The sequence below is a fragment of the Paenibacillus sp. 2RAB27 genome (assembly GCF_052115445.1).
GTDB lineage: Bacteria > Bacillota > Bacilli > Paenibacillales > NBRC-103111 > Paenibacillus_E.
This window is the reverse complement of the sequence record NZ_JBFRGR010000005.1, coordinates 143,507-167,765: the sequence shown is the minus strand read 5'-3', so window position 1 is coordinate 167,765 and position 24,259 is coordinate 143,507. Positions and strand designations below refer to the sequence as shown.

Sequence of the window (24,259 nt, the reverse complement as noted above, 5' to 3'; positions counted from 1 at the left end):
TGAGGTTGATGAATCATTCTTTTTATTTTATCACATATTGGAAAGAAACGTGGTAGCGGGTTGGAGAGGGAGGAAATTGGATGCAGATTGACCTCTGTTTAGCAAAGAAGTCGCATGTTGTGCAGCATCATTGCTGGGAATTAAAAAATCCCCTCCCGGTCGGCGATTGCCTTCTAGGAGAGGATGCTGTTTGACAAATAAGACTGCTTAATTAGCAGAAGCCGCTTGAATATCTTTAAACGCCCAGTGCTGCTCCGTTACATCTGACCATTTTGCTGCCGCGCCATATAATGGCTCTTGACCAAGCAGTTTGTTGATCATGATTACGGCTTCAGCACGAGTCAATCTCATCTCCGGACGGAACGTGCCATCCGCATAACCGTTGATAATTCCCGCTGCCTTTACTTGATGAATTGCCACTTGCGCCCAATGATCGACCACGTCTGCGAAGCTTCCACCGGCTGCGTCAGGCTTCACCGTCAACAGCTTGGATGCGATGCTCGCCATCTCCGCGCGCGTGATCGTTTGTTCTGGTCTGAAACTGCCATCTGGGTAGCCTGACATCAATCCCATTTTCGCCACTTGATCAATCGCTTCCTTTGCCCAATGTGTCGATTCTACGTCCGTGTAGGCGATGCCTGCTTGCGTTGTCGACTTATCGAATGCACGGGTCAATATCGTTGCCATTTCAGCTCGGGTGATGCTTCGTTCAGGTCCAAATGTGCCATCAGGATAACCTGACATATAAGCATTGCGCTGCTTGACCGGCGTTGCCAAAGTAGCGTTCCAACCCTTCATATGCACAATCGTAAATGTACTAAATTTGTTCACTGCGAAGCGAATGCCGAGTTCGCCGTTTTGGTCAAACTTTACAATCTCTCCTCGGACGAATTCTTTCGTGCCGTCGCTATGCTCAATGTAAATACCGAGATCGTTCTTCTGCTCATCGCTAAGCGCCACGTCGCCGAGCGGCAAGCTCAGGGTTACTGTGCGACCCTGCAGATTCGTTTCGATCGTCATCGGACGACCGATCACTTCGGCGCTGCCCAGTTCTGCGATTAGGAGCACGGCTTGCTTAGTTTTTGCACGTTGCTCGACTGCATCGTGCTCTTCTTTCTTTTTGATCGGTACAACGCGGAAGTAGGTATCAATGCCAAGCCCTTGTAGCGAGCTGCCAGGGATATCAATCCGCACGTTACCCGTAACGACTTCGAGCCCTACGTTTGCCTTGGCTAATTGCTCTGTCGACGCTTTCGGGAGCTTCACATTCAATTCCGCAACCTCGTCCTTCTCATCGGGAATGACGATTTTGGTCGAGTTGGAGCCTGCTGCTGCGAGTTGAGCGATCGTATCGACCATTTGTTCAGAAGTCAAATTGACTTCATCGCGCTTCTGTCCGTTTGCATCTGGCGTGCGGTTGATGACAACTGCTATCACGATAGAACCGTCATCGCTTTTGCCACCCCCAACATGGATCGTTTCAGTCTGAGGACCAGTTACTGTATCATCACCGCTGCTTCCCGATACAGGTATTTGCAATTGAATAGAAGCTGTGAGAGGAACAGTCGTAACATTGCCTACCGCATCCTTCAACTCCATATATACCGTCTTTGCCCCATCTCCCGATGCAAGCAACCACGCTTTCGTTCCAGCTGCCGCCTCCCAGGAGCTCCAAGTTGCATTGTCATTGGAAAAACGCATCTGTACACTTCCTGAACCTGCTCCGTCGGAGCTGTATACCGCCAAAGTGACCGATGTTGTACTCGTTATGGCCGCTCCTCCGTTTATGCTGAGCGTCCCCGTCGGAGGCGTCATATCGAACGCTACGGTCCTGAACGCCATATCGCTTCCATAGGTCGTTCCCACAACGTTAGTGGCATAGGCTCGGAAATAGTACGTCGTATCAGGCATTAAGTTCACAAGGTCAAACGCATACACCTGTGGACTGCTTGCGCCGCTGATCGCAATGTTCCCCTCACTGCCATCCGGATTCGGAGTAGTTCCATATACTGCGCCATAAACCGTAATCGGACTACTGCCGACGCTAATGATTTCCGTTTGGATAATCGMTGAGGTCTCTGTCACATTGTTCGCTGCTCTTGTCTGTACTGCAGGGGCTGCAGGCACAATTATCCTGTTTACAGTGAAACTTGCCGTTTTCTCCGCGCCTGCCACATATTTTATTTTTACCAGAAGCTCTGCATCGCTTATATGATCTGGTAGAATACTGTCAATACCAAACGTAATGGTTTTATCTCCATTAACAATCATCGTTTGAAGAAATAAGGGCGCTTCCGTTGCAACGCCATCTTTCGTCACTGTAAACGTTCCGCTAAATGAGCTTTTCATAATGTCCGTAGGCAAATCGCCAAAGGTTACAGTTAATTTGCCGTTTTCAGGAATGACGGCTGTGGTCAAATCTGTTACCGTGATTGAGCGGACGGCATATTTGGTGTTGTCGGCTGACGATGTTGCTCTAATATCTGTTGTACCGATTCCAACAGCCGTAACAAGCCCATCTTCATTGACAGTTGCCACATTTTCATTGTCCGACGCCCATAGCAGCGTTTTAACAGAAGCATCGGCAGGTAGAACTTCGGCATGCAACTGCGCAGCCTCGCCAACCCCCATTACTTTGTCGGTTGTGTCCAAGACTACTGATTCCACTGGTTTCGGCGCGACAGCCAAGTGAATCGTCCACGTGTTTTGAAACTTGACCGCATTTATTTCCGGATTTACTTTAATAACAATTTGCGGGTCTGTCTGCTCAACCGTAATGTTATCGTCTTTGGCGATAACGCCCAGAGCCTTACGGTCAACAGTGACGGTTAGTTCTTTATTGCCATTCACTGTCGGGTTCATCACGGCTATTTTTAATGTATTGTCCGGATACTCCCGAACTATAACAGACGCTTCATCGCTGACAGTAACACCACCAGCGCTTGTTGTAGTCCTCACAAAGCTGTTAAGGGCCGTAATACCCAAAGCTTTATGCTTGACCGCTTGTAAATCCGCCGTATTGGACAGAACTTCAAATCCCGGGGATTCCGAATATGCCGCCACCTCTTGGGGATTCATACCAGGAAGAATGGCATATTCATAGGAAGCACCACTAGGGTTCGTTCCATGGTCAATATACATGGTCAAATAGTTATCTGTTACAGGAGTATCATCATAAAACATGGAAGGGTTATCGTTTATAGTCTTCCACGATTCCGTACGTGATTCTCTTAATACGTTTAAATTGGAGCTGTCTGGGAAGTAATAACCAATATCGGAACCCTCGACTCTTCCTTCAAGATAAGCCCAATTTGGATTTTCAACAGTTTCGCTATAGCCTAATGCAGAAGATTTGGTTTCCCCATCAACTACAAAGGTATTGCTTCCTGAAGAATTAAGCCTTCTGTTCTCTACAATCGTTTCTATAGCACGGCCTTTAGAACTTTTAATTCCCGCGCCAAGTGCAACAATTTCATTGTCAAAAACAAACCATGATTTTTTAGCTGTCAAATCCATGTCTTTGGCATTAGTACCTTTTGTATTATCCTGGAGGTCGGTTTTATCTAAGGCCATTCCTGCCACCGCATAATTATCCAGCTTTGAAGCGCCTGCCCATCTGATCTTGGGATTGACAGAGGAACCAGTTCCGCCTGTTCCCAGAATCTCGAGATGCTCTATAGGCTTTGTATCAACCGTAGTCCCGGGCAGCCTCTTATAGTCAACGGTAGCCCAGAAGTTTTCCGCATATTGCATTATGTCATTATTATACAGATATGTGAATCCATCGGATGTATGTACACCGCGTCTATTTTCCTGATTGCCCGCTTCAAATGACGCTACTCGATAATTATACATGGCCAAATCAAACAGATAGTCGTCTCTCTTCACTGTTGTACGAGCCATACGATTAAAGGTGTATGCGCCTGTTACTTCTGCTTCCGGGGCGATAGACTCATCCTGCAGCACACTTTTAAATAATTGTCTGTCAAACAGGTTTGTCGTTTCCAACAGCTTCGGGTTTGCAAGCAAATGCGCCTTGGCAACAGCCTTAAAGTGGGTTGACAACGAACCGTTTATCGATTGGGCCAGCATAATCAGTGCTTTGACGTGTGAATTTGCGCTTTTTCCTCCAACAGCTTTGGTTTGCCTTGATGCTGAACGTCCCCAGGTTGAATACAACAGCATTCCCTTGTACATCTGAGGTAAATATGCAGTATCGACTGCCTCATATACGCGACTAACGTCGGCCTCGTTAGGCCCATAAGTTGAATCGCCGATCGTATACAAAATCTCGCTGATACCGCGAAGGCTTTCGGTACCATAGCTGTTCGTGTATGGGATGTTGCTATGCTCAATGAATGAGCCGTCATAATAAATGCCAGTGCCGGTTGTAACAAGTTCAAGAACCTGGCTGTTCGCGTTAAGCAACTTGCTGGAGGCTTCTTTGATTCTAAGAGAATCTTTTGTTAATATGCCGTGCATCATAACGATTAAACTTTTGTCTACTCGATTGGCGGCGATAGCGTTGCCACCAGTTACAACTGTATCTGCTGTCGGCGAAAATACTTTCACCTTAGCCATATACTTGTCGATTTTCGCTTGCGGCAGGTAATCGTAGAGCAGCGTTACGATGTTGTTCACTTCCTTAGGCATGCCGATATCTCTTTCCCACCAGTTGGATATCGCCCATTTTGGACTCGTCGTGAACAAGTTACTGTCCATCCAATCTAAACCAAAAATAATGTCCCGATACAAGTCAGCATTATATTGGAGAGGCGATCCTTCCGTCACGTAAGCCACGGACATGTCTAACAGAAATTTGTAGTACGTTTGGAACTCTCTTGTGAGGTTGCCCATATCCGCATCTGTCCACAGCTGGGAGGAAGCGTTGGCGTTTTTGTTCATTTTCTCCCAGTACATTTGTCCTTTGGCTACTCTTTCATCAACTATGGCCTTGATTTCAGGATCGTTGATGTCATAGCCTATATAAAAAATGTAATCCGACCACCGTTTTCGCATACGGTCAAATTCATCCTCCGTATACGCGGTAACAGTGACCTGGCAATCGGCTGAATGCACCCCCGAAGTTGCCGTGATCGTTACGGTTCCCGTACCTTTGCTGAAAACCACGCCATCCCTCACAATGGCAACGCTTTCATCAGATGACGACCATAGGATTGGATCCGTTGCATTGAAGGGTATACGGGTAGCGTTGAGTACTAGATTCTTGCCTTTCGGAATCGTTGAGGCGGTTCTGTCAAGGCTAATCCCCGTTACATGACTGCTAGCCGTAATTACGCAAGTGGCTATCTTACTTGGATTTCCAACCGAAACTGCTGTAATTGTTGCGGTCCCATCTACTAAACCTTTCACCACGCCATTGTCATCAACCGAAATTATCGATGAATCGGAGCTAGACCATGTGACTGCTTTGTTAGAAGCGCTCGCAGGAGAGATCGTGGCGTTCAACTGGTGCTCGGTTCCTGTCAGCAAAGTAAGGGCTGATACATCCAAATTCACATTATCAACAGCCGTTGGGACAGGCTTAATCACGAGATTGTCCATCCAAAATTCGCCTGTGTTCCAAGGGGTGGTTTGTTTCTTACTTATTGCAAAAAGAAATTTAATACCGGCGATGTCGTTGTTGTTTGGCGCTGTGAAGGTTTTCGTATAGGTTTGCCAGGCCTGATTGGCGCCTATTGTAAAATGGTCAGTGCGACCAACCGTGCTGCTAGCTGTTCCGTCACTCTTCACAAACTCCGTCCGCACTATTACACTATCGGTGTTGGCGCCTGTTTTGATATCCACAGATATGGTGTATTTGCCGTTTGCAACCGCAGGCAAATCAGTGATTTTCTCTAGATAGCCGGCGGATTTATCATACTGCACATGTAGGGACTGGGTTCCTTGCGTTTTCTCGGTTGTATCATAGGTAGCTCTGGCATAATTGGGTGCKCCGTGGTTCAATCCAAGTTTCCACTCTTTTCCAACCGTAGCAGTCATCGGTCGACCTTGCACAAAAACAACAGTAGTGTCGGCTGGATTGATTTCGTCAGGCTCAAAGCCTGCTCCTTTCAAAATCATATTGTCTGTGTCAGCAGCTTGAGCAATCGGCTGCACGAAGTTAAAGCAACTGATCGCTATGACGATGCTGAGAAATATGGCTATACTTTTTTTAATTCGTCTCATAACTATAATCATTCCTCCTGTTATCCCGGTTCGTACACCTTTGGTTGCTTGTCATGCATTTATCCTACTAAGAACGCACTCCTTCGGACAATGACCAATTCTTGTGATAAACACTCCTTCAAGTAAAAAAAGAGAAGTCCTTGTGTAGCAAGGCTTCTCCATCTGTATAGTACGCTTTTTTAGTCATGATACTGACAGCTGATAATAATATTTGGGCATTCTAATCTTCATTCTCATTGCCTCTAAATTGCCCACTACAGGCTCTCCCTGTATAATCTTATCGCTCGCCTTCCCACTCCGCATAGAACTGCTGCAGATAAAACTCCATGAAGCGATGCCGCTCCTCCGCGAGCTGCCTCGCGTAGGCCGTATTCATAAGCTCCTTCAGCTTGAGGAGCTTCTCGTAAAAGTGATTAATCGCGGTGTCGTTACCCCCGCGATACTCCGCCTCCGTCATCTGCTCGCGCGCGATGACGGAGGGATCATGAATCGGGCGGCCTTTCCAGCCCGAATAGGCAAACACGCGCGAGATTCCCACCGCGCCAATGGCATCCAACCGGTCGGCATCCTGCACGACCTGGCCCTCAAGCGTGCGCATTGGCGGCCGCGCGCCGCCCTTGAAAGACATCGTGCTGATAATCTCCAGCACGTGCTCCACCTGCGCCGCCGGCGTGCCGCTGGCGGCGAGCCATGCCTCCAGCTCGCGCTGCGCCGAGGCTGGATCGGAGTTCAGCTTCTCGTCGACGACGTCGTGAAGCAACGCCGCAAGCTCGCAGACGAAGCCATCAGCGCCCTCCTGGGCGGCTATACGCTTCGTCGTCTGCACCACGCGATAAATATGCCACCAATCGTGGCCACTGCTATCGCGCTCTAGCTTTTCCTTCACGAGCGTCTCCGCCGCGAGTAGTATCCGTTGTTGATCTACTTCGTGATCCATCATTTTTTCTTCTTCCTCTTCCCTTGTCCAGACTTTCCTTGTTCCAGCTTTTCCTGTTCAGACTTTCCTTGTTCCAGCTTTTCCTGCTCAGACTTCCCTTGTCCAAACGTTCCCTGTTCCTGCTGTTCATGTTCAGTATTTCTTTGTTCCGGATTATCTTCTTTAGCACTCTCGTCGCTCAAAAGCGCTCCGCCAGATACGCCCTCATCGAGATGTCCGAACTCTCCAGCGATCTCATGACCCGCATGGAGCTTAAGCGCAACCGCTTTGCCCTCATCCGTTTTCTTCGGTTCAGGCACTTTTCCATCTATCTGTTTTTGTATGATTTTCTTGAAATTTTTGCCGTATTTATCCTCAAGTTTCGTACCCATATCCTGCTGAAGCTCTTGTAACACGACACTACTGCAAAAATGATTATACAGCAACTCCACCATCGCAGGATGCTCGGTTATCATTGCTACGGCCTGATCTTCGGCGCCGCGCGTGCCAATAATCGCCAGTTTACGATCAATAAGTATCGCGAATTTACGTCCCTGCTGCCCCTTCAGACCCTCGCCCCGTTTACGTGCAAATGGGTAGAAACCAGTTCCCGCATCGCGCGTTGGCATGACGATGACACGCACGCCCTGTGCAGACACCTCGCGTATATCTTCCCTCAGCAGCTTCGCTTCCTCTGGAGACAGATCACAGAACGCCTCCTCCTTCGCTTTCCGCAGATCCGAACGGATACGTTCGATAACCTTGGTTTCACCCTCCAAGCTAAAATACTCAGACATATGCGTCTCTTGCTTGGGCAGATGCTCTTTCACATAGCGGATGGAGGCTTGCAGCTCCGCTTCCATTCGCTCGCCGATTTCCTCAATCGGCACGCTTTGATAGACGGTTGGTTCACCATGACTCGTGAGCACTGCGCCTTTTTCAGCGAGCTTTTGTAAAGCTGCATATACGTTTGAACGCGATACGCCAAGCCCCTTGGCGATTTCATAGCCAGTTTGCGTGCCACTCACTGCTAGTACGTGCAGACACTTCGCTTCCAAATCCGTGAAGCCAAGGTTTTTCAAATGCTGTAGAACATTTTCCATGGCGCAGCCCCCCTCATATCTCTATTGTAGCATGAATAAATGCATAGTCGTACCGTTTCACAGTACGTCGATATTATAATTTTATGTTGACAATGATAATCATTATCACCTAATATTGTGGAAGTTAATGGATTGCTCGTGCTTGCACAGAATCCTGTTCTATCTGCTTGACGTCAGGTTGAATCAAGGAATTATATCCCCTATTAGGAGGCCCACCATGTCCAAAATTATTATCGTATACGCAAGCATGTCTGGAAATACAGAAGAACTCGCCGAGGCGATTGCAGCCGGCATTCAAGAGGCAGGGATTGAGCCTGTTCTCAAAAACGTCATGGATACAAACGCTAGTGAGCTCGAGAAGTATGAAGGGGTTCTGCTCGGAGCATATACGTGGGGAGATGGCGATCTACCAGATGAGTATGAAGATTTCTACGACGAAATGGATGACATTAATCTGGAAGGACGCAAGTTCGGCGTATTCGGTTCTGCTGATTCCTCTTACACGTATTTTGGCAAAGCGGTGGATACACTCGAAGAGAAGCTAGCTGAGTTAGGCGCTGAGAAAGTATTTGACGGGTTAAAGGTTGAGCTGAACCCTAGCAAAGATGAAAAAGCACTTTGTCGTGAGCTAGGACTTAAATTTGCAGCATCCCTAGGCATTTCGATCTAGACAACAACCGTCAGGGGAATTCGCCCTGACGGTCCTTTTAAGTTTGAGGATTATTAGATAGTTATGGCTCCGAATTCAGACGTAGTTCAATCCGGAGGTGCTTGGAAACGGAGCGGGGAAAAGCTCAAGAATCTCTGACTGATGGTTTTCCGCCATTCCGCCCGTTTACCAACAAACAAACCTACCAAACAAACAAATCATTTCCCTTTAATTTGAAAATAGCTTCCATAAAATAGTAATCCCCATAGATGATTGCCGTATGGCGCTCCGGATGGTGGTACGCAGCCGAACCATTCATCAATATACAATCGGAGTCTGTTGTCCAGTCGCAACGCGATTGATCTAATGTTTTCAACAGCTTCAATGCGGCTTTCATATACACATCTTTTTCGTGCTCACCAACGACCTTCGCAATTTCAATGAGCCCGCATGCTGCAATTGCTGCTGCAGTGGAGTCCTCGTACTCAGGTTCTTTCGGTTGTCTGAAATCAATTGGAATGATGCCGTTGTCCGGAATGTTGGCCATAAAATAATGCGCAACACGCTTTGCCGTATGCAAATATTCTTCCTTCTGCGTATGCAGATAGCTCGAGATAAAGCCATACATAGCCCATGTCTGTCCTCGCGTCCAAGAGGAACCTGCTTCGTAGCCCTGGCCTCCGTAAGTTGCTGCCACACCGCCATGAAACGGATCAAACTCAACAATGTGATTAACGGAACCGTCTGGTCTGATAAATGCGGTCATCGCTGTATCGGCATGCTTCATGGCAATTTGTTTGAACCGCGGATCTCTGCTTTCTTCGCTTGCCCAATACAAAAGCGGGAGATTCATCAGACAATCTACGATGGCCCAGCCCCGCGTATCTCCGCCTTCGTTGTCGTTCCATGCCCGGATAAAACCGCCAGCCAAATTAAAGCGCCCGGCAAGCAAGTTCGCAGCATGCATGGCTCTCTTATGAGATTCCGGTTGTCTGGTTACTTTATAATTCGCTACACTGGTTGGCAGCCACATAAATCCAACATCATGATGCAGCCCGTAATATTGACGGAAGCATTCATCCAACGCATCTTCCGAGATATTGGCAATTTCCTTATAAGCTTCATTGCCCGTTTCGTGGTACATGAGCCACATCATGCCGCCCCAAAACCCATTGGTCCACCAATTGATCCCGTCTGTGATCGAACCCCTAGGATTCTCTTCCATACGGTTGTCATGCGAGCCATTAATGGTTGTATAGGGAATCTTAGTTCTCGATTTATCGCTAACCCAGTCCATTTTCGTTGTAATTTTATCAATGACACTCTCTAACCATAGTTGATCGCTTGCCTGTAGCATACGTCTCCCAACTCTCTTCGTTTTTCTTTCAGTTTATTATGTATTCCAAGCAATTTCTTTGCGATTATTGGGAGATATATTGCGATTATTGTATCGCGGCATTATTATTGTAATTGTAAACAACAGAATGCGGTAATTCCCGGAAAGGAACACGTTGATGACGGATTCAAAGTATTATGAAATGTTAGAAGAAGATTTAATGACGTATCATTCCAATTCTACTTTCGTTCCCATTAATGACTTTCACTTTCATGAAAATTACGAAATATTTTTATTTTTGAATGGTGATATTCAATTATTTATCGATCAATTCTGCTATCCGCTGCAAAAAGGCAGTCTCGTTGTTATTAACAATCACGAGATCCATAAAATTCGCAATCTCTCGTCGCAGCCCTACGAGCGAATTACACTTCATTTTAAGCCACAAATTGTTCTGCCCTTTTGCTCATCCGAAACGAATTTGCTTTCCTGCTTTCAAAATCGCAAACCTGGCCTTAACAATATTGTCCAGCTTGGCGAGATGCAAATCGAAGCCTATCGATCCCTTGTGTGGAAATTAAGTGAAGTCCTGGGTCAAACTAAATATGGAAGTGATGTTCTTTCTTACGCCTATTTGATGCAAATTCTTGTTTTTACCAATGAGGTTTTCCGAGAAACGAATGCGCATATCCCAAGTATCACATCGTCATTGATCCAATCTGTGATGAACTACATCGACACGAATCTGCTTAAGGAATTAACCTTAGATCACATAGCCAAAGAGTTATCCGTGGACAAATTCCATCTAAGTCGTACGTTCAAGCATCAAACCGGCGGAACCGTTTATCGTTATATTTTATTAAAACGAGTGGCTCAGGCTAAACAGTTATTATCCACGGGACATTCTGTCTCTGACGCCTGCCATTTGTCAGGCTTTAATGACTATGCCAATTTTATTCGTACGTTTAAAAATATTACCAGCATTTCTCCCGGCCAATACGGGAAATCGACCTAACTCATTCCATTGGAGCGGAACAGCACCAGTATGATGAAGAACAGCAGAAAAAGGACCGGAGGGCAGCTCAATCGCCACCTACGGTCCATCTCTATCGGCCTACCCGCGCCGATCCCTACCTTTGTTACAGTGTCTCCACTTCAGCAAACTCAATATATTCCATCGACTTCAACTCATCATAGACCTCAGAAGCATATTTGCGATCGACGAACACGATGAAATTCAACTCCTGCAGATCTTTGTTCAATTCTTTGATATGAACGCTTTTCATTTTGTAACCCTTGGCAATAATGGCTTTGATGATCGTCGTTAGGTTCCCATCATGGGAAACAATCAGACGGACGCGAAGATCCTTCATCGTCAGCGGTTTTGGACCAATTTTCTTAATAAAATAAGGTAACACAATTACGCTGATGAGAATGAGCATGAGTCCGAAAAAGGCTTCCACGTAGAATCCAGCTCCAACTGCAATTCCAAGGCCTGCAGCTCCCCAAATCATAGCAGCCGTTGTCAAACCAATAATGACATCATTGTGCTTGCGAAGAATAACACCTGCGCCGAGAAAACCGATCCCGCTCACCACTTGCGCCGCCAGCCTCATGGGATCCATGACGTGTAGTCCGGCTACGGCATATTTATTGGCCGATTCGATAGACACGATTGTTAATAAGCAGCTGCTTAAGCAAATGACCAGCGACGTCTTCAGTCCCAGCGGTTTATTCCTAATCTCCCGTTCCAATCCAATAATTAATCCAAAAATTGCGGAAATCCCAAGTTTCATTAAAATATGCAAATCTACAGTAAATTCCATCATCGTTGACTCCCCTAGTTAAGTAACCTTTACAATATCTTAACAAAGAGACGATGTAAATAACCATTTGTTAAATATGGCAATGTTTATGCGAACAACCAAAAAGCCCGAGATGAGTTAGGCAACTCCCTCAGGCTTAGCTAGTTAGATTCGGAAGCGATAGCCCGCTCCCCATATGGTTTCAATATATTGTGGATTGGAAGGATCCTGCTCCACTTTCTCTCGCAGCTTACGGATATGTACCGTCACTGTGGCAATCTCCCCCATGGCATCCATGCCCCACAACAGGTCAAACAATTGCTCCTTACTGTATACCCGATTGGGATTCATGGCAAGATGAGTCAGCAGATCGAATTCTTTGGTCGTGAACATGACTTCCCGATCATTCACGAACACGCGCCGCGCAGTTTTATCAATCATCAGTCCGCGAATGCGAACCTCATCATTCTTCGACTCACGACGTCCCATTAACCGTTCGTACCGGGCCAAATGAGCCTTAACCCTAGCCACTAGCTCACTTGGGCTAAACGGCTTGATCATGTAATCATCGGCACCAAGGCCGAGTCCGCGTATCTTGTCGATGTCTTCCTTTTTAGCCGAAACCATGACGATTGGAATGTCTTTCACACTCCGAATACGTCGGCAAATTTCAAAGCCATCCATTATCGGAAGCATAAGATCGAGTATCACGAGATCATAATCGATCGACAGCGCCCGCTCAAGTCCACGTTCACCGCTCGTTTCAAGATCAACCTCGTACCCGTTAATTTCCAAATAATCACGTTCTAGCTCGGCAATGCTTTGTTCATCTTCTACGATCAAAATCCGACTCATGCTTCGCTTCCCTTCCCCTGATGGAGTGGTAAGGCCATAAACACGGTAGTGCCCAGCCCTAACACGCTTGTCGCACCAATGCGCCCGCTATGTTCTTCAATGATTTGCTTCGCAATTGCCAGTCCTAGCCCGCTGCCTCCTGTTGCCGTATTGCGCGAAGGATCTGCGCGGTAGAAACGATCAAAAATATGCGGAAGCGCCTCCTCCGAGATCCCCTGACCATTATCCTTGATTTGAATAACGGCGAATTCAGCCTGTCGCAACACGCTTAACGTAATCTGACAATTGCCTTCTTCACTGTATTTAACTGCATTCTCTATTATGTTTAAAAGCACACGTCTAAGCTTGTCGCGATCTGCTGTAACCAGTATCGGCTCTTGTGGCAGATCGGCAAGTGTAAACTGGACTCCTTTTTTCTCCATATCAAATTGCAATTCCTGCGCACAATCCTGCACGTAGTTCCCTAGATCGACGGTCTCGAATTGAAATGGCACTTTACCCAGATCCAACTTGGAAAATAGAAATAGCTCATCAATCAGCCGATCCATATCCGCCGCTTTGTTATAAATGGTTCGTATATATTTATCCAGCTTATCCGGCGAATTCGAAACACCATCCATGATGCCCTCGACATAGCCTTTGATCGCGGTGACTGGTGTTTTCAAATCATGGGAAATATTCGAGATAAGCTCTTTGCGATTCTCCTCGTATTGGAGCTGCAGCTCTACGGATTTCTTGAGTTTACGCCGCATTTCTTCAAATGCAACACTGAGCTCGCCAAGCTCATCTTTCCTGTGTGGAATAATTTCAAAGTCTAGATTTCCCTCTTTGATCTCTTCTGCTGCACGTTTAAGTGCTCGCAATGGCCGAATAATGCTCCGCGAAACGAAGTACGTCAGCACGCCATTGGTAGCAATGAGGATGAAAATAAAAGTTAAGAAAACCGTTTTGGAGAATTGGTGCAAGTATTTCTGAAAAGGACCGCCATCTAGAAACACGAATACCGTTCCTTTACTCTTATCAGAAAATAAGAAATCCTGCTGTCTAGTTATCAACAGAGAGCCTTGATTACGTTGAAATTTCCCTGGCGGCGTACCATAAAGTGGGAGCTGTGAGGTGTCCCCAGCTTCTCTATCCTTCAGATAGGATGATAAATACGTGATCGTTTGATCCTTCCGAATGATCAGTCCCATATTGATTTTGTGAAATTGCTCGTTCAAGTCCTCCACAAATTTCTCCTGAAGAAAGGCATCAGGGTCAGTTTCAATTTTGGCCTTTATATAAGCGACATTTTCCGCTTCCTGATCAATGACGCGCTTAATGGGATTGCCATGCGAAAAGTCGACATCAAAGCCAGATTTCAGGCTCCCGAAGGTGGCGACGCTGATAAGAATGACGGCTAGCCCAAAGAGCACAAGCGGTACAAGCAGCATGGCAATATAGGATAGGACTAGCCGTATGCGAATCGACATCGGGTTCAGAGCTCCTTTTTATCAAACAAATAATAACCTGCTGTAAAAAATAGTATACTGCACGCTGCCAAAAACATAAAGATCGAGAAGATTTTGCTCGTCACCATCGAACCGCCAACCCATAGCATATGCCAATCCATGTACGCTGTTGGTGAGTAAGTTGCGAGTTGTGGGAGGAAGAAAGCCGCTACTTTGAATGCCAAGTATAGCAGGATACTGACCGTCAGCGCCGAGCTGCTACTCGAGAAAAATTGTGCCAAACATACCGCGGCGATACTCAATGCAATCAGGGGGACGAAGGCAGCGCCGTAGGCGAGCAACCAATTGCCGAGTGTTCCGATCCCACCGAAATGTTGAAATAAGAAAGCGGAGAGCATCGAGGCAACGAGGGCCACGACTAAATAGAGGGCAATATAGATCGCCAGTGCTAGTTGTTTGGATGCGAACACTTTAAAACGGGAGAGTGGTCGGGTAAGAATGTTTTTCATCGTGCGATCCCCCATCTCACCAGAGAACACATCCGCAGCCCCCATGAACACGAACAGAGGCAAGAAAATCGTTGTGAACAAACCCAACATAACGATGGGAAAATCCTTCGCCGCGATCGCGCCAATGCCGATACCATTCTGGAACCTCGACAGCAGAATACCTGCTAGAATGGGCAATAGCAAGGTGACCGCTAGGAAGAAGATGGTTTTCTTTTTGTAGGCTAGTTTCAGCGTCTCATTCCAGACATTTGCTGTCAAAATACTAGGCATTGGCAGCAAGCCCCCTGACTTCTTTAATTTCCCGTAGGTAAGCGGCTTCCAAAGATGGGCTGCCTTCGATCAAATCAGAGACAAGTCCTTCACGGACGAGCTTTCCTTGATGGATGATGCCAATGCGATTGCACATCAGCTCCATTTCGTGGATGAGGTGGGAAGAGATTAAGAACGTGATCCGCTCTTCTCGTGCTAACCGTAGAATGATTTCTCGAATATGAACCATGCCCTCAATGTCGAGGCCGTTCGTCGGCTCATCGAGAATGAGAAGTTCTGGCTTTGAGAGCATCGCGGCCGCTAGTCCGAGCCTTTGCTTCATGCCCAGTGAGTAGCCTGCAACCTTTTCGTGCTGAAAAGGGGTTAAGTCCACGATCTCCAGCACTTCGTCTATTCGCTGCTTGCTCACACCTGGATACAACCGCCCCGCTTGTTCCAGATTTCTTCTGCCGCTCATGTAAGTGTAGGCTTCTGCCGTTTCGATCAACACGCCGACCTTCGCCATCGCTTGCTCGTACTGCGTTTTCACGTCGTAGCCGAACAGCTTCACCTGACCTTGCTGCGCCTGAGATAGGCCAGTCATGATCTTCATGACGGTTGTTTTCCCCGCTCCGTTTGGCCCAAAAAAACCATAGATATCACCACGCTGCACCGTCATATTGACTTGATGGATACCGCGGAGGTTCCTGAAAATTTTCGTTACATTGTTTAGTTGGGCGACGTGTTTCATGCCGTTCCGCCTCTCAAAAGGGAATGAGGAGGTCAACCGAGGTTGACGGCTCCTCTTTGGTGTTTCTTAGAGCTTAGTGCTTAGAACTCAGTGCTTAGTTCTTTTCGCCCCATTTTTTGTGGCCCGACATGTCATCGAATTTCACGTTCTCTACTTGCTTGCCACTCAAATCCACCGTGTCAGGCGTTGTCGAGTTCAAGCTAGATAGTGTCATGTCAATGCGCAGCACAACATCATGCTCAGCGCCTTGCTCATCTTTACCAGACAAATGAATTTGTGCAGATTGACTCGTTATGTGGTCATCCCCATCCACGCTCGCATTTACTTCGACTTCATCCATGGAAATATCGGAAGCAAGTTGCGGCAAACTGTTGCGCAATGTGGCAAGGTCGATGCCCAGTGTGTTTGCTTTGGTTGGCATTGGCTCATCTTTGGCCATGGTGCCATGTTTGATGACAAGTGAACCCACGGTATTCACAATCGGAGAAATCTGGCTGCCGGAAAGCTTGAAATGAATTTCCTTCCCGTTACCAGCTGCGTCATCCATCGTGACATAATTTTTCAAGTTGCCGACCAGGGCATCCACTACATTTTCCACTTCGCTGATGACTTCTGGGTCTGCGGTATGGTTGCCTTGGTTATGCCCTTTGAACTTCGTTGGCGCATTGTCACCTTCGATGACTTTGTATACATCAGAATCTGCTGTTTTGATAATCTGCTTGCCATCTTGGCTGTAGAATTGAATCGTTTGCTGCTCATTTGTGCCATTAAGCACATTCACTTGCGCACTTCCAGCTTGATCGGCTCCACCGGTTTTGATCGTTGACTTTACTTGGAGCAAGGAAGCTCCATTGTCCTGTAAAGACACGTTCACTTGGCGTGTTACGTTCTTAATCGTCGCTGTCTGTTTCACCGCTGTTTTGAAAGCTTCATACCCGGGAGCCTCTCCCACACCTGCATATACGGAAGTCACTAGCATCATGCTGCCAACTGCTACACCTAAACCCAACATCGCTAACTTCTTATTCATCTCGTCCTGCCTCCGCGTAATCCATACGCTTTCTCTAATTTGGCCGCGCTACCTGCGCTTCCATACTGACTATCTTAGCCCTCAAGAGTTAATTGCCACTAAACCGCCTATTAACCTGGCCTAAAACAATTCTTAAATATTTCTAAACTGGGGGAGAGCAAGCCAGGGAATTAGTTAGTAGGCAGAGATGGTGCGGGAGGATGGCTGAGTAGATCGTTGTGCGGTTCGTGACGTAAGTGAGTAGATAGTTGGGGCGCGGTAGTTGGTAACAAAGTGAATCGTTGGCTGGTGTCTTAACTAGTCGCTCCTAAAAACATAACTGGAAAAAATCCCGCTAATTTATCGGTTTCGGCAAGAAAATCGACATTAAATGGAAAACATACAGTTTCACTCTCTCCACTACTCTCCCATCTCTCTCCATCTCTCTCCATGTCTCCATTTCTCCTTCTCTCTTACTCTCCCCTCTCTCAAAAATGCAAAAATACAACCTTTCCCACTAATTTATAACAAAAATTGGTAAATAAGTGCAAATAGGCAACCTTTTTAACGTATTTCATGATTATCTCCTGAAATCACACCAAATTGATGCCTATTCGCATCAATTTCCAATAACAGAGGGGAGAACCATTCGAAAAGTGCTCTTTTGCATTTTTGACAGGGCTCGGAGAGAGGACTTGAATTTACTCCTTTTTTCCCACATTCTTTTCATTACTCTCATTACTCTCATTACTGTCACTACTTCTCACTACTCCTATTGGGGGGAGACTCGGTGGCGATGCTGGGGTCGGGTACGGGCTGATGCGTTCGGGATGTGAGATACGGTGCGGGGGGCGGGGATGCCGGGTGTTGGGGCGAGGGGCGGCGAGGGGCGAGATGCCGGGTGTTGGGGCGAGGGGCGGCGAGTGCCGAGATCCCGGGTATTTGGGGTGAGGGATGGCGTGTGGCGGTGACGTGCAGTGTTGCACGGTGCGGGGTATGGACTGTTGAGTTAGGTGCCTACCTCCAGACATACCACAATTAAAAAGCCGCCTCCTGAGTATCGAACCGTCAGTAGGCAGCTAATTTGTAAACTAATACTGTTTCGTTTTCTCTATCATCTTCAACATGCCGGTATGGATAATTTTCGCTTTCACCGAAATGTTTCCCAATTCATAGTCTTTAAGCGGCTTCTCTCCATAAGCGGTTAGTTTAGCCCATGTTTTGAACTCATCCCTGTACAACACATGTTCCAATGTGTAGACGTCGATTCCACGACTTTTTCCAAGTTTAAAGGTTGACTGGACTTCCTCTGCTATTTTTTTGGAAACTTGTTCTTGCAACTCTTTCTCACCAATATCTTTAAGTATTTCAGCAATAGTAACATAGGCTTTAATCTCAACATCAAAGAAGACCTGCTCCCCCTTTGTTCGTACCTTGATGAGAGCCTCTGGCTTAATACTTGCGTTTTGAATCGCTTTCCCCTCATGATACACAACCATTGGGGTACGACTTGTGTGCTTGTACAACCATCTTGCACCACTGTATTGATTTTCAGAAAACCATTGCAAATCATGCTGCTTGTTTAGGGTATATACACCGCTCACGATAAGTTTTTGATCAGGTTTTTCATTTTTCTTCCAGACCTCTTTATTGATATCTAAAGAGGGGAGCATGACAGTAAACCCGGGTTCCCTTAATTTGGACACAACCTGGAACAAGCGCTGTGGGGGAATATACGAACGCTGGCGATAACTGTCTACCGGTTGCATCAAAATAGAGCTCATTGGTGAGACATTGAAGAAAGGGATCACGGAGAAAATCGACTCAATAGATTCGTCCGTCATATACACCCATTGGGTAAATCTCGTTTCGCTATACCTAATTGCGCCGTCAGTAAAGACGCTAATACCTTGAGTAAGTGCATCCTTAGAAAATAAATAAGCGCCAACATGCCCCCAAAAAACACGTTGCTGAGACGTCCGGTAGAGCTTATTGAACGCATCACTAATGGTTGTTCCTTCTTCTTTACCTACCCAAATCAAAGGCGGTTGCGACGACCGCCCCCCCTCCTGTTTAGCCACACTAGCGAAATCCAGCATTTGACCGTAAACAATATATTTCCCATCCTTATAATCAAAGCCAATCGCTGTCATATAATTCGTGTCTTGAATCGTTTTCAAATCCCAACAGCCAGTCAGGCTAATCAACAAAAAGACTCCGAACGCAAGTTTCACCAACGCTATTTTCATCATGAGGGGTCCCCACCTTGCCGGGTGTCATCCTTCGGGTTGAGCGAGTGCGGCCTTGTTTTTAGCTTCTTCCAAGGCTTAGCCAAAAAAGCTGTGAATATTTCCCCTAATTGGGGAGGTGAAAGCGGAGAGAGATAGGGTACTCCGAATGAACTCAATGTCGACAAGAGCAGTACGAGCCCCATGAGGGATATCATGAATCCATAAATACCGAACATGGTGGAGACTAGCAGAATAACAATACGTAAAATCGTAATTGTACCTGCAAGTGATTGATTGACAAGTGTATACATCGATATCGTCGACAAAGAAGTCACGACCAAAGTTGTTGGACTTGTAATGCCTGAGCGAATCGCCGCGTCCCCGACGATTAATCCGCCAACAACCGTGACCGTCTGTCCAACTACTTTGGGCAACCTAGCACCCGCTTCGCGGAACAATTCGAATAACAGCAGCATGATGATAAAATCCATCGGTCCTGACAAAGGCAATCCTAATCGTGACGAGGAGATGGTCGCAACAAGTTGATACGGAATTTGGTCCAAATTAAAACTGGAAACTGAAATCCACAAGCCAGGCAGCAATACCGAAATTAACAAGCCGATCAATCGCAGTATTCGCTCGAAAGCAACGAAAAAAAACGGATTATGGACATCCTCAGGTGAATTTAAAATAAAAGATAGACTAGCAGGCGCGATGAGAACCATCGGCGAGCCATCGACGATGACGGCAAACCGACCACGGAGTAGGCTATCCGCAACAAAATCTGGCCTCCCCGTGTAATTTAATAGTGGAAATAAGGCGAATGTTCGATTTGATAAAGCATCATCGAGTTGTGAACTGCTAATTACCGCATCCACATCAATCGATTGCAGTCGGTCTCTTGCTTCTTGTAAGATCGACTCATTGATGACATCACCAAGATACAGTAGGGCCACTACCGTGTTGCTTTTTCGTCCCAAATGTATCTTTTCACAACATAAGCTCGGCGTGGCTAAGCGTTTGCGAACTAAAGCGATATTCGTGACCACATCTTCTGTAAACCCGTCGCGCGGTCCTTTAATCGAGGTTTCCGTACTTGATTCTTCGGGTGAGCGGTTCGGAGGTGATGCAATATCCAGTGAGTAAATCGATTGGGTATGTTCAAAAAATAAAACAAGCTGTCCTGCATACACAGCTAATTTCATATCATCTATGACGTGAGTACCCGTGAATTTGATTAATTCCAACATCGAACTCAGATCAAGGGCATTTTCATTTTGGTAATAGTCACTATCTATAAAAACCTGCAGTTTAGGCAACACAAGCCCCTCGATCATATCGGTTCGTACCATGCCTGCACAATATAGCAAGATAACACGCTGGGCGATGCCACCTTGCTTGACAGGATATGTTTTCAGAATGACGTCGTCCGAAAGAGCAAACCACTCACGGAAATCTTGCTCATCCACTAGGCAACTTCTCCTTTCGCCGTATAGGCAGCATCGCGACTAAAAGCAGAAACAAGGACAAGCATAAGCCGACTACAAACATAAAGGTATAGTAATAATTTTGCAGAATATGCACCATTTGATTGTCTGATAGGGGGTACATGCTTGCTGCAATTAAACCAAGGCTGATCCACACCAGATATTTCGTTCTGGTCGATTTCTTCGTGATGCTCAGCATGTCTACCATAATAAACATCATGATGGATGTACGCATGCTAGCCCCTGAGATCCATTGAAATATGGATAGAAAGTCAAGATGAGAAATATATTTCCCCATGGTTACCATTCGCCATTGTTCAAAGGCGGGATACCTTAGATCTGCTGCTTCGAAGGGACCAAATATCGCAATGGCCCCAGTTAGCGGACCGATGGTTAGTCCAATAACACATGTGGTTAGAATCAGTAAGCCTCTCAAGCGTATACGGGTCCGAACATGGTGCTGCATAATAAGAACACTCAATATTTCGAAGGAAGCGCTGCAGCTCAATAACATACACATCACAGTCGGACCATAACCATGTGTAAAAAGTGGTGTGAGCAGTGTGTAATCCTTATATTGGAAGTTAGCGCCCATCACAAAATAACCCAGGACAACGACTCCTGGTATGAGAACTCCTGATGCAATCGCAATCACCCTGATGCCTTCTCTTGCCGCAAAAAAACAAAATAAAACAAACATTAATTCTATGATCAATATGGGTGTTCTTGGCAAATAAGAAATGTGTGTCCACATGGTCACGTCTTTAATTGTGACAACAGTATGTGAAAAACAGATCAGAATAATCGTCAACTGAACAAGATGCGTTATCCATTTCCCTGTTCTCATTCGGACCCAATCCATCAAGTTACCCTGCTTGGATCGTCTTACCAAGAAATAGAGCAGGCATGTCCAAATAAGCATGGGAACAAGTGAAAGTGTAGCCCCCACCCATGAATCTCGCTTTCCATAATGCAGCAGGACGGGAATGAGCAAGACATGATTCGTAATCGCGATAGAAATAATCACAATCATATACAATTGAAGTGACGTGATCTTGTTCTTTGCAAGCATAAGGTTCTCCCACTTTGATATGAGATGGACATACAATAACGGCTATCGTTAAGTTCTCCCGCTTCTGGAAAATTATGCGTAAAGACGCAACAAAGCCGCCTTCCAAGGGTCGGAAGGCGGCTTATGCGGTCAATTATATTAATAGAATGTTGCCAATATAATAACCAACAAAATATACAATACCAGTACAACTGCAGTGCTGGAGTGTCCAACGTTTGACATGGTTAGTTCCCCCTTCCGCCTGCTATACCTGATCTTGGTTGCTCCATATATTCTATGTTAGGCAGGGCGGATGGGTATGGACGGATGTCTATTAATCGGGAAGAAAAGGGGTTAATTCACCTAGATAACAGACATCTAAATAGTGAAGTGCCCGGGTGCAAGCCGTGTAAAACAGCTTGCGTTCCTTCGCCTCCGCGTAGACAGCTGCCCCGGCGTCGTAGAGAATAACCGCGTCGAACTCGAGCCCTTTGGCGAGGTACGCCGGCAGGATCATCACGCCTGCTTCGTAGTGCAGCGTGTCTTTGCTAATCCGCGCGAGCTCCGGCAGCAGCGGCTTCAAGCGCCCGTGCGCAGACTCCGTCTCGCGCTCGGTCTTGCAAATGATTGCGACGGAGCTTGCGCCGCCGCCCTGCCTCAGTGCCGCCGCCTCTGCGACGAGGCGGATCAGTTCTTGCTCGCTTGCTGCGCGCAGCAAGCGCGGCTCTTCGCCGCTGCGGCTGAACGGTTCCACCGGTTCGCCGCCCGGCAAGACCTGACACGCGAACTCCGTGATTTCGCGTGTTGAGCGGTAACTCTTGACGAGACGGATCGTCTCCGTCTCGTCTTCCCCCATCAGCTCACTAATCGAGCTGTAGGCTTGCTCATGCTGAGTGGAGTCTGAACCTCCACCAGCACTGACGAGCTCGCTCACGTTCGCGTTCGCGTGCGTGAAGATCCCTTGATTCCAATCGCCGAGCAGCGTAAAGCGTGCGCGTGGGAACATCTTTTTCAAATAGGCATAGTGAAACGGTGAATAGTCCTGCGCTTCATCAACGAGGCAGTAGCGGATCGTGCCCACGCGCAGCTGCCCCTCCACTAGTCCTTTGAGATACACGAGCGGGGTCGCGTCCTCATAACGCAAGTGACCTTGCGTGAGCGCCTCCACCGTGAAATCACTGATCGTTGCCCATGCTTCAGGCAGGGGCTGATGGGCAAGCCTCACTAGTTCTTGTTGAAGGCTCGGATCCGTAAACAAGGCTTTGTACATGCCGAGCACGTCGACATAGGTTAATTTCTGTGCTTTTTCGCGGAGCGGCGTGATCGCTTTGTACGCTTTAACTCTGCTCATTTTCTTCATTTCAGGCTCAGAACCCATATATTTCGGCTCACGCACAAGCTTACGATAAAACCGTTTCTGCACATCAGCTTGAAACACGTCTAGCCTCTCTAATATCCATTCTGACAGCTGCTCCATGCGCTCACCGATGGCAAGAATCGAAGGCTTACCGTAGAAGCGTTCGCTCAGCTCATCAGCGGTGATCAGCACTTTCTTACCCACAGCCAAGTCAACGAATCGGATCCCGCCCTCTTTCAATTTATCCCCATAAGCTTCAATCACACTTAGAAAAGCCTCGGAAGTCTTGTAGGTAATGCTCTGCAACCGTGCAGCATACAAAGGATCCTGTTCGGTGCCTGTCAAAATAAATTCGAGCTGATCATACGGATCCTCCAGCTTCAGTCCGGTATCCGTTAATTTATGTGTTAAATAATCTTGGAAGGTCGTTTGCTGCATGGTCGCTTCCCCCAGCTCTGGCAGGACGCGAGATACGTAATCGCTGAACAGTGAGTTCGGCGAAAAGAGGATCATATTATCGGCACTAAGTGTCGTCCGGTACTTATAAAGCAGGTACGCGATGCGCTGCAGCGCAACGGACGTTTTACCGCTGCCCGCCGCACCTTGGACGACCAGCACCTTGTGATGATCATCGCGGATGATCTGATTCTGCTCACGCTGAATCGTCGTCACGATGGAGCTCATCTTCTCATCTGCGCTGCGGCTGAGCATCTTCTGCAGCATCTCATCACCGATCGAGATGCCGGTATCGAACACATCCTGCAGCTCGCCAGCCTTGATGATGTATTGGCGCTTGAGCCACAGCTCGCCGCTAACGTCCATTTCTGGCGTGCGGTAGGTCGCCGGGCCCGGCGGATAGTCATAGAACAAGCTGGCGATCGGCGCGCGCCAGTCATAGATGAGAATTTCATCTGTTTGACTATCGATGAATGACGTCAAACCGATATAGATTTTCTCCCGCTCCTGCTCGCCCTTCTCTTGAAAATCAATTCGGCTGAAATAGGGTGCATCGACGACACGCTCCAGTTTACGAAGTGCATCCTGTGCTAGTCGGTAGCTGCGCTCCTGCCCCTGCAGCACATGCTCCTGCTGAGCCATACTCGCAGCCGTTTCAATCAAATCATCGTCATTGTCTGCATTGACGGAAATATCGTCCCAGAAGCTACGGCCAATAGCCGTCGCTTCTGATCTGCGGTCATCTACCGTTTGGCGCAGCTCTATAATACGCCGCTGAATATTGGATCGCACCACAGAGACGCGCTGCGCTTCCTTCTCTCGTTCTTCATTCCCTATCGCCATGGTTTCAGTCCA

The 24,259-nt window shown here is 47.1% G+C and carries 17 protein-coding genes; 2 read left to right on the top strand and 15 right to left on the bottom strand.

Annotated features, from left to right (window positions below; genetic code table 11):
• Positions 1-207: 207 nt before the first annotated feature.
• The 3 genes from AB4114_RS09735 to AB4114_RS09725 all read right to left on the bottom strand — a co-directional run bounded on the left by AB4114_RS09735 (position 208) and on the right by AB4114_RS09725 (position 8,208).
• Entirely contained in the window at positions 208-6,189 is a 5,982-nt protein-coding gene (locus AB4114_RS09735) for a polysaccharide lyase family 8 super-sandwich domain-containing protein (RefSeq protein ID WP_441988278.1), read from the bottom strand.
• Between the two features lie 277 nt (positions 6,190-6,466).
• A complete protein-coding gene (locus AB4114_RS09730; protein ID WP_441988277.1) occupies positions 6,467-7,129 on the bottom strand; it encodes an HD domain-containing protein in 663 nt (220 codons plus the stop codon).
• Positions 7,126-8,208, bottom strand: a complete 1,083-nt coding sequence (locus tag AB4114_RS09725) for a TrmB family transcriptional regulator (protein WP_441988276.1) — start codon at positions 8,206-8,208, stop codon at positions 7,126-7,128. The genes AB4114_RS09730 and AB4114_RS09725 overlap by 4 nt, the downstream gene beginning before the upstream one ends.
• A 217-nt stretch (positions 8,209-8,425) precedes the next feature.
• Here AB4114_RS09725 and AB4114_RS09720 point away from each other — a divergent pair, with 217 nt between their 5' ends.
• Positions 8,426-8,878 carry a flavodoxin gene (locus AB4114_RS09720; RefSeq protein WP_441988275.1) on the top strand — a complete coding sequence of 151 codons (453 nt, stop codon included), beginning with the start codon at positions 8,426-8,428 and terminating at the stop codon, positions 8,876-8,878.
• Between the two features lie 181 nt (positions 8,879-9,059).
• Here AB4114_RS09720 and AB4114_RS09715 read toward each other — a convergent pair whose 3' ends face one another.
• Positions 9,060-10,214, bottom strand: coding sequence for a glycoside hydrolase family 88 protein (locus tag AB4114_RS09715; protein WP_441988274.1), 1,155 nt, complete (start codon positions 10,212-10,214; stop codon positions 9,060-9,062).
• A 157-nt stretch (positions 10,215-10,371) separates the two neighbouring features.
• Here AB4114_RS09715 and AB4114_RS09710 point away from each other — a divergent pair, with 157 nt between their 5' ends.
• On the top strand, positions 10,372-11,208 hold the full coding sequence (locus AB4114_RS09710) for an AraC family transcriptional regulator (RefSeq protein ID WP_441988273.1): 837 nt from the start codon (positions 10,372-10,374) through the stop codon (positions 11,206-11,208).
• Between the two features lie 124 nt (positions 11,209-11,332).
• On the opposite strand, the gene AB4114_RS09705 is transcribed toward AB4114_RS09710, so the two are convergent.
• The 11 genes from AB4114_RS09705 to helD all read right to left on the bottom strand — a co-directional run bounded on the left by AB4114_RS09705 (position 11,333) and on the right by helD (position 24,247).
• Positions 11,333-12,019 carry an MgtC/SapB family protein gene (locus tag AB4114_RS09705; RefSeq protein WP_441988416.1) on the bottom strand — a complete coding sequence of 229 codons (687 nt, stop codon included), beginning with the start codon at positions 12,017-12,019 and terminating at the stop codon, positions 11,333-11,335.
• A gap of 144 nt (positions 12,020-12,163) precedes the next feature.
• Positions 12,164-12,853, bottom strand: coding sequence for a response regulator transcription factor (locus tag AB4114_RS09700; RefSeq protein ID WP_171632432.1), 690 nt, complete (start codon positions 12,851-12,853; stop codon positions 12,164-12,166).
• Positions 12,850-14,325, bottom strand: coding sequence for an ATP-binding protein (locus AB4114_RS09695; RefSeq protein WP_441988272.1), 1,476 nt, complete (start codon positions 14,323-14,325; stop codon positions 12,850-12,852). The genes AB4114_RS09700 and AB4114_RS09695 overlap by 4 nt, the downstream gene beginning before the upstream one ends.
• 5 nt (positions 14,326-14,330) lie before the next feature.
• The gene (locus tag AB4114_RS09690; RefSeq protein WP_441988271.1) at positions 14,331-15,083 is read right to left on the bottom strand and encodes an ABC transporter permease; all 753 of its coding nucleotides are present in this window, start codon (positions 15,081-15,083) and stop codon (positions 14,331-14,333) included.
• Positions 15,076-15,813, bottom strand: a complete 738-nt coding sequence (locus AB4114_RS09685) for an ABC transporter ATP-binding protein (RefSeq protein ID WP_441988270.1) — start codon at positions 15,811-15,813, stop codon at positions 15,076-15,078. Before AB4114_RS09685 ends, AB4114_RS09690 begins: the two co-directional genes overlap by 8 nt.
• Before the next feature lie 94 nt (positions 15,814-15,907).
• Positions 15,908-16,843, bottom strand: a complete 936-nt coding sequence (locus AB4114_RS09680) for a hypothetical protein (protein WP_441988269.1) — start codon at positions 16,841-16,843, stop codon at positions 15,908-15,910.
• A gap of 293 nt (positions 16,844-17,136) precedes the next feature.
• On the bottom strand, positions 17,137-17,274 hold the full coding sequence (locus AB4114_RS09675) for a hypothetical protein (RefSeq protein ID WP_441988268.1): 138 nt from the start codon (positions 17,272-17,274) through the stop codon (positions 17,137-17,139).
• A gap of 639 nt (positions 17,275-17,913) precedes the next feature.
• Positions 17,914-19,074, bottom strand: coding sequence for a Ger(x)C family spore germination protein (locus AB4114_RS09670; RefSeq protein ID WP_441988267.1), 1,161 nt, complete (start codon positions 19,072-19,074; stop codon positions 17,914-17,916).
• Positions 19,071-20,522: a spore germination protein gene (locus tag AB4114_RS09665; protein ID WP_441988266.1), complete on the bottom strand. Its 1,452-nt coding sequence runs from the start codon at positions 20,520-20,522 to the stop codon at positions 19,071-19,073. The genes AB4114_RS09670 and AB4114_RS09665 overlap by 4 nt, the downstream gene beginning before the upstream one ends.
• Entirely contained in the window at positions 20,515-21,612 is a 1,098-nt protein-coding gene (locus AB4114_RS09660) for a GerAB/ArcD/ProY family transporter (protein ID WP_441988265.1), read from the bottom strand. Before AB4114_RS09660 ends, AB4114_RS09665 begins: the two co-directional genes overlap by 8 nt.
• Positions 21,613-21,925: 313 nt before the next feature.
• The gene (gene helD / locus AB4114_RS09655; RefSeq protein WP_441988264.1) at positions 21,926-24,247 is read right to left on the bottom strand and encodes an RNA polymerase recycling motor HelD; all 2,322 of its coding nucleotides are present in this window, start codon (positions 24,245-24,247) and stop codon (positions 21,926-21,928) included.
• Positions 24,248-24,259 lie beyond the last annotated feature (12 nt).

What these genes read in the sequence shown, in the direction of transcription:
- AB4114_RS09730 (WP_441988277.1), bottom strand. Translation starts at nt 7,129, where the DNA reads ATGATGGATCACGAAGTAGATCAACAACGGATACTACTCGCGGCGGAG.
- AB4114_RS09725 (WP_441988276.1), bottom strand. Translation starts at nt 8,208, where the DNA reads ATGGAAAATGTTCTACAGCATTTGAAAAACCTTGGCTTCACGGATTTG.
- AB4114_RS09720 (WP_441988275.1), top strand. Translation starts at nt 8,426, where the DNA reads ATGTCCAAAATTATTATCGTATACGCAAGCATGTCTGGAAATACAGAA.
- AB4114_RS09715 (WP_441988274.1), bottom strand. Translation starts at nt 10,214, where the DNA reads ATGCTACAGGCAAGCGATCAACTATGGTTAGAGAGTGTCATTGATAAA.
- AB4114_RS09710 (WP_441988273.1), top strand. Translation starts at nt 10,372, where the DNA reads ATGACGGATTCAAAGTATTATGAAATGTTAGAAGAAGATTTAATGACG.
- AB4114_RS09705 (WP_441988416.1), bottom strand. Translation starts at nt 12,019, where the DNA reads ATGGAATTTACTGTAGATTTGCATATTTTAATGAAACTTGGGATTTCC.
- AB4114_RS09700 (WP_171632432.1), bottom strand. Translation starts at nt 12,853, where the DNA reads ATGAGTCGGATTTTGATCGTAGAAGATGAACAAAGCATTGCCGAGCTA.
- AB4114_RS09695 (WP_441988272.1), bottom strand. Translation starts at nt 14,325, where the DNA reads ATGTCGATTCGCATACGGCTAGTCCTATCCTATATTGCCATGCTGCTT.
- AB4114_RS09690 (WP_441988271.1), bottom strand. Translation starts at nt 15,083, where the DNA reads ATGCCTAGTATTTTGACAGCAAATGTCTGGAATGAGACGCTGAAACTA.
- AB4114_RS09685 (WP_441988270.1), bottom strand. Translation starts at nt 15,813, where the DNA reads ATGAAACACGTCGCCCAACTAAACAATGTAACGAAAATTTTCAGGAAC.
- AB4114_RS09680 (WP_441988269.1), bottom strand. Translation starts at nt 16,843, where the DNA reads ATGAATAAGAAGTTAGCGATGTTGGGTTTAGGTGTAGCAGTTGGCAGC.
- AB4114_RS09675 (WP_441988268.1), bottom strand. Translation starts at nt 17,274, where the DNA reads ATGGAGAGAGATGGAGAGAGATGGGAGAGTAGTGGAGAGAGTGAAACT.
- AB4114_RS09670 (WP_441988267.1), bottom strand. Translation starts at nt 19,074, where the DNA reads ATGATGAAAATAGCGTTGGTGAAACTTGCGTTCGGAGTCTTTTTGTTG.
- AB4114_RS09660 (WP_441988265.1), bottom strand. Translation starts at nt 21,612, where the DNA reads ATGCTTGCAAAGAACAAGATCACGTCACTTCAATTGTATATGATTGTG.
- helD (WP_441988264.1), bottom strand. Translation starts at nt 24,247, where the DNA reads ATGGCGATAGGGAATGAAGAACGAGAGAAGGAAGCGCAGCGCGTCTCT.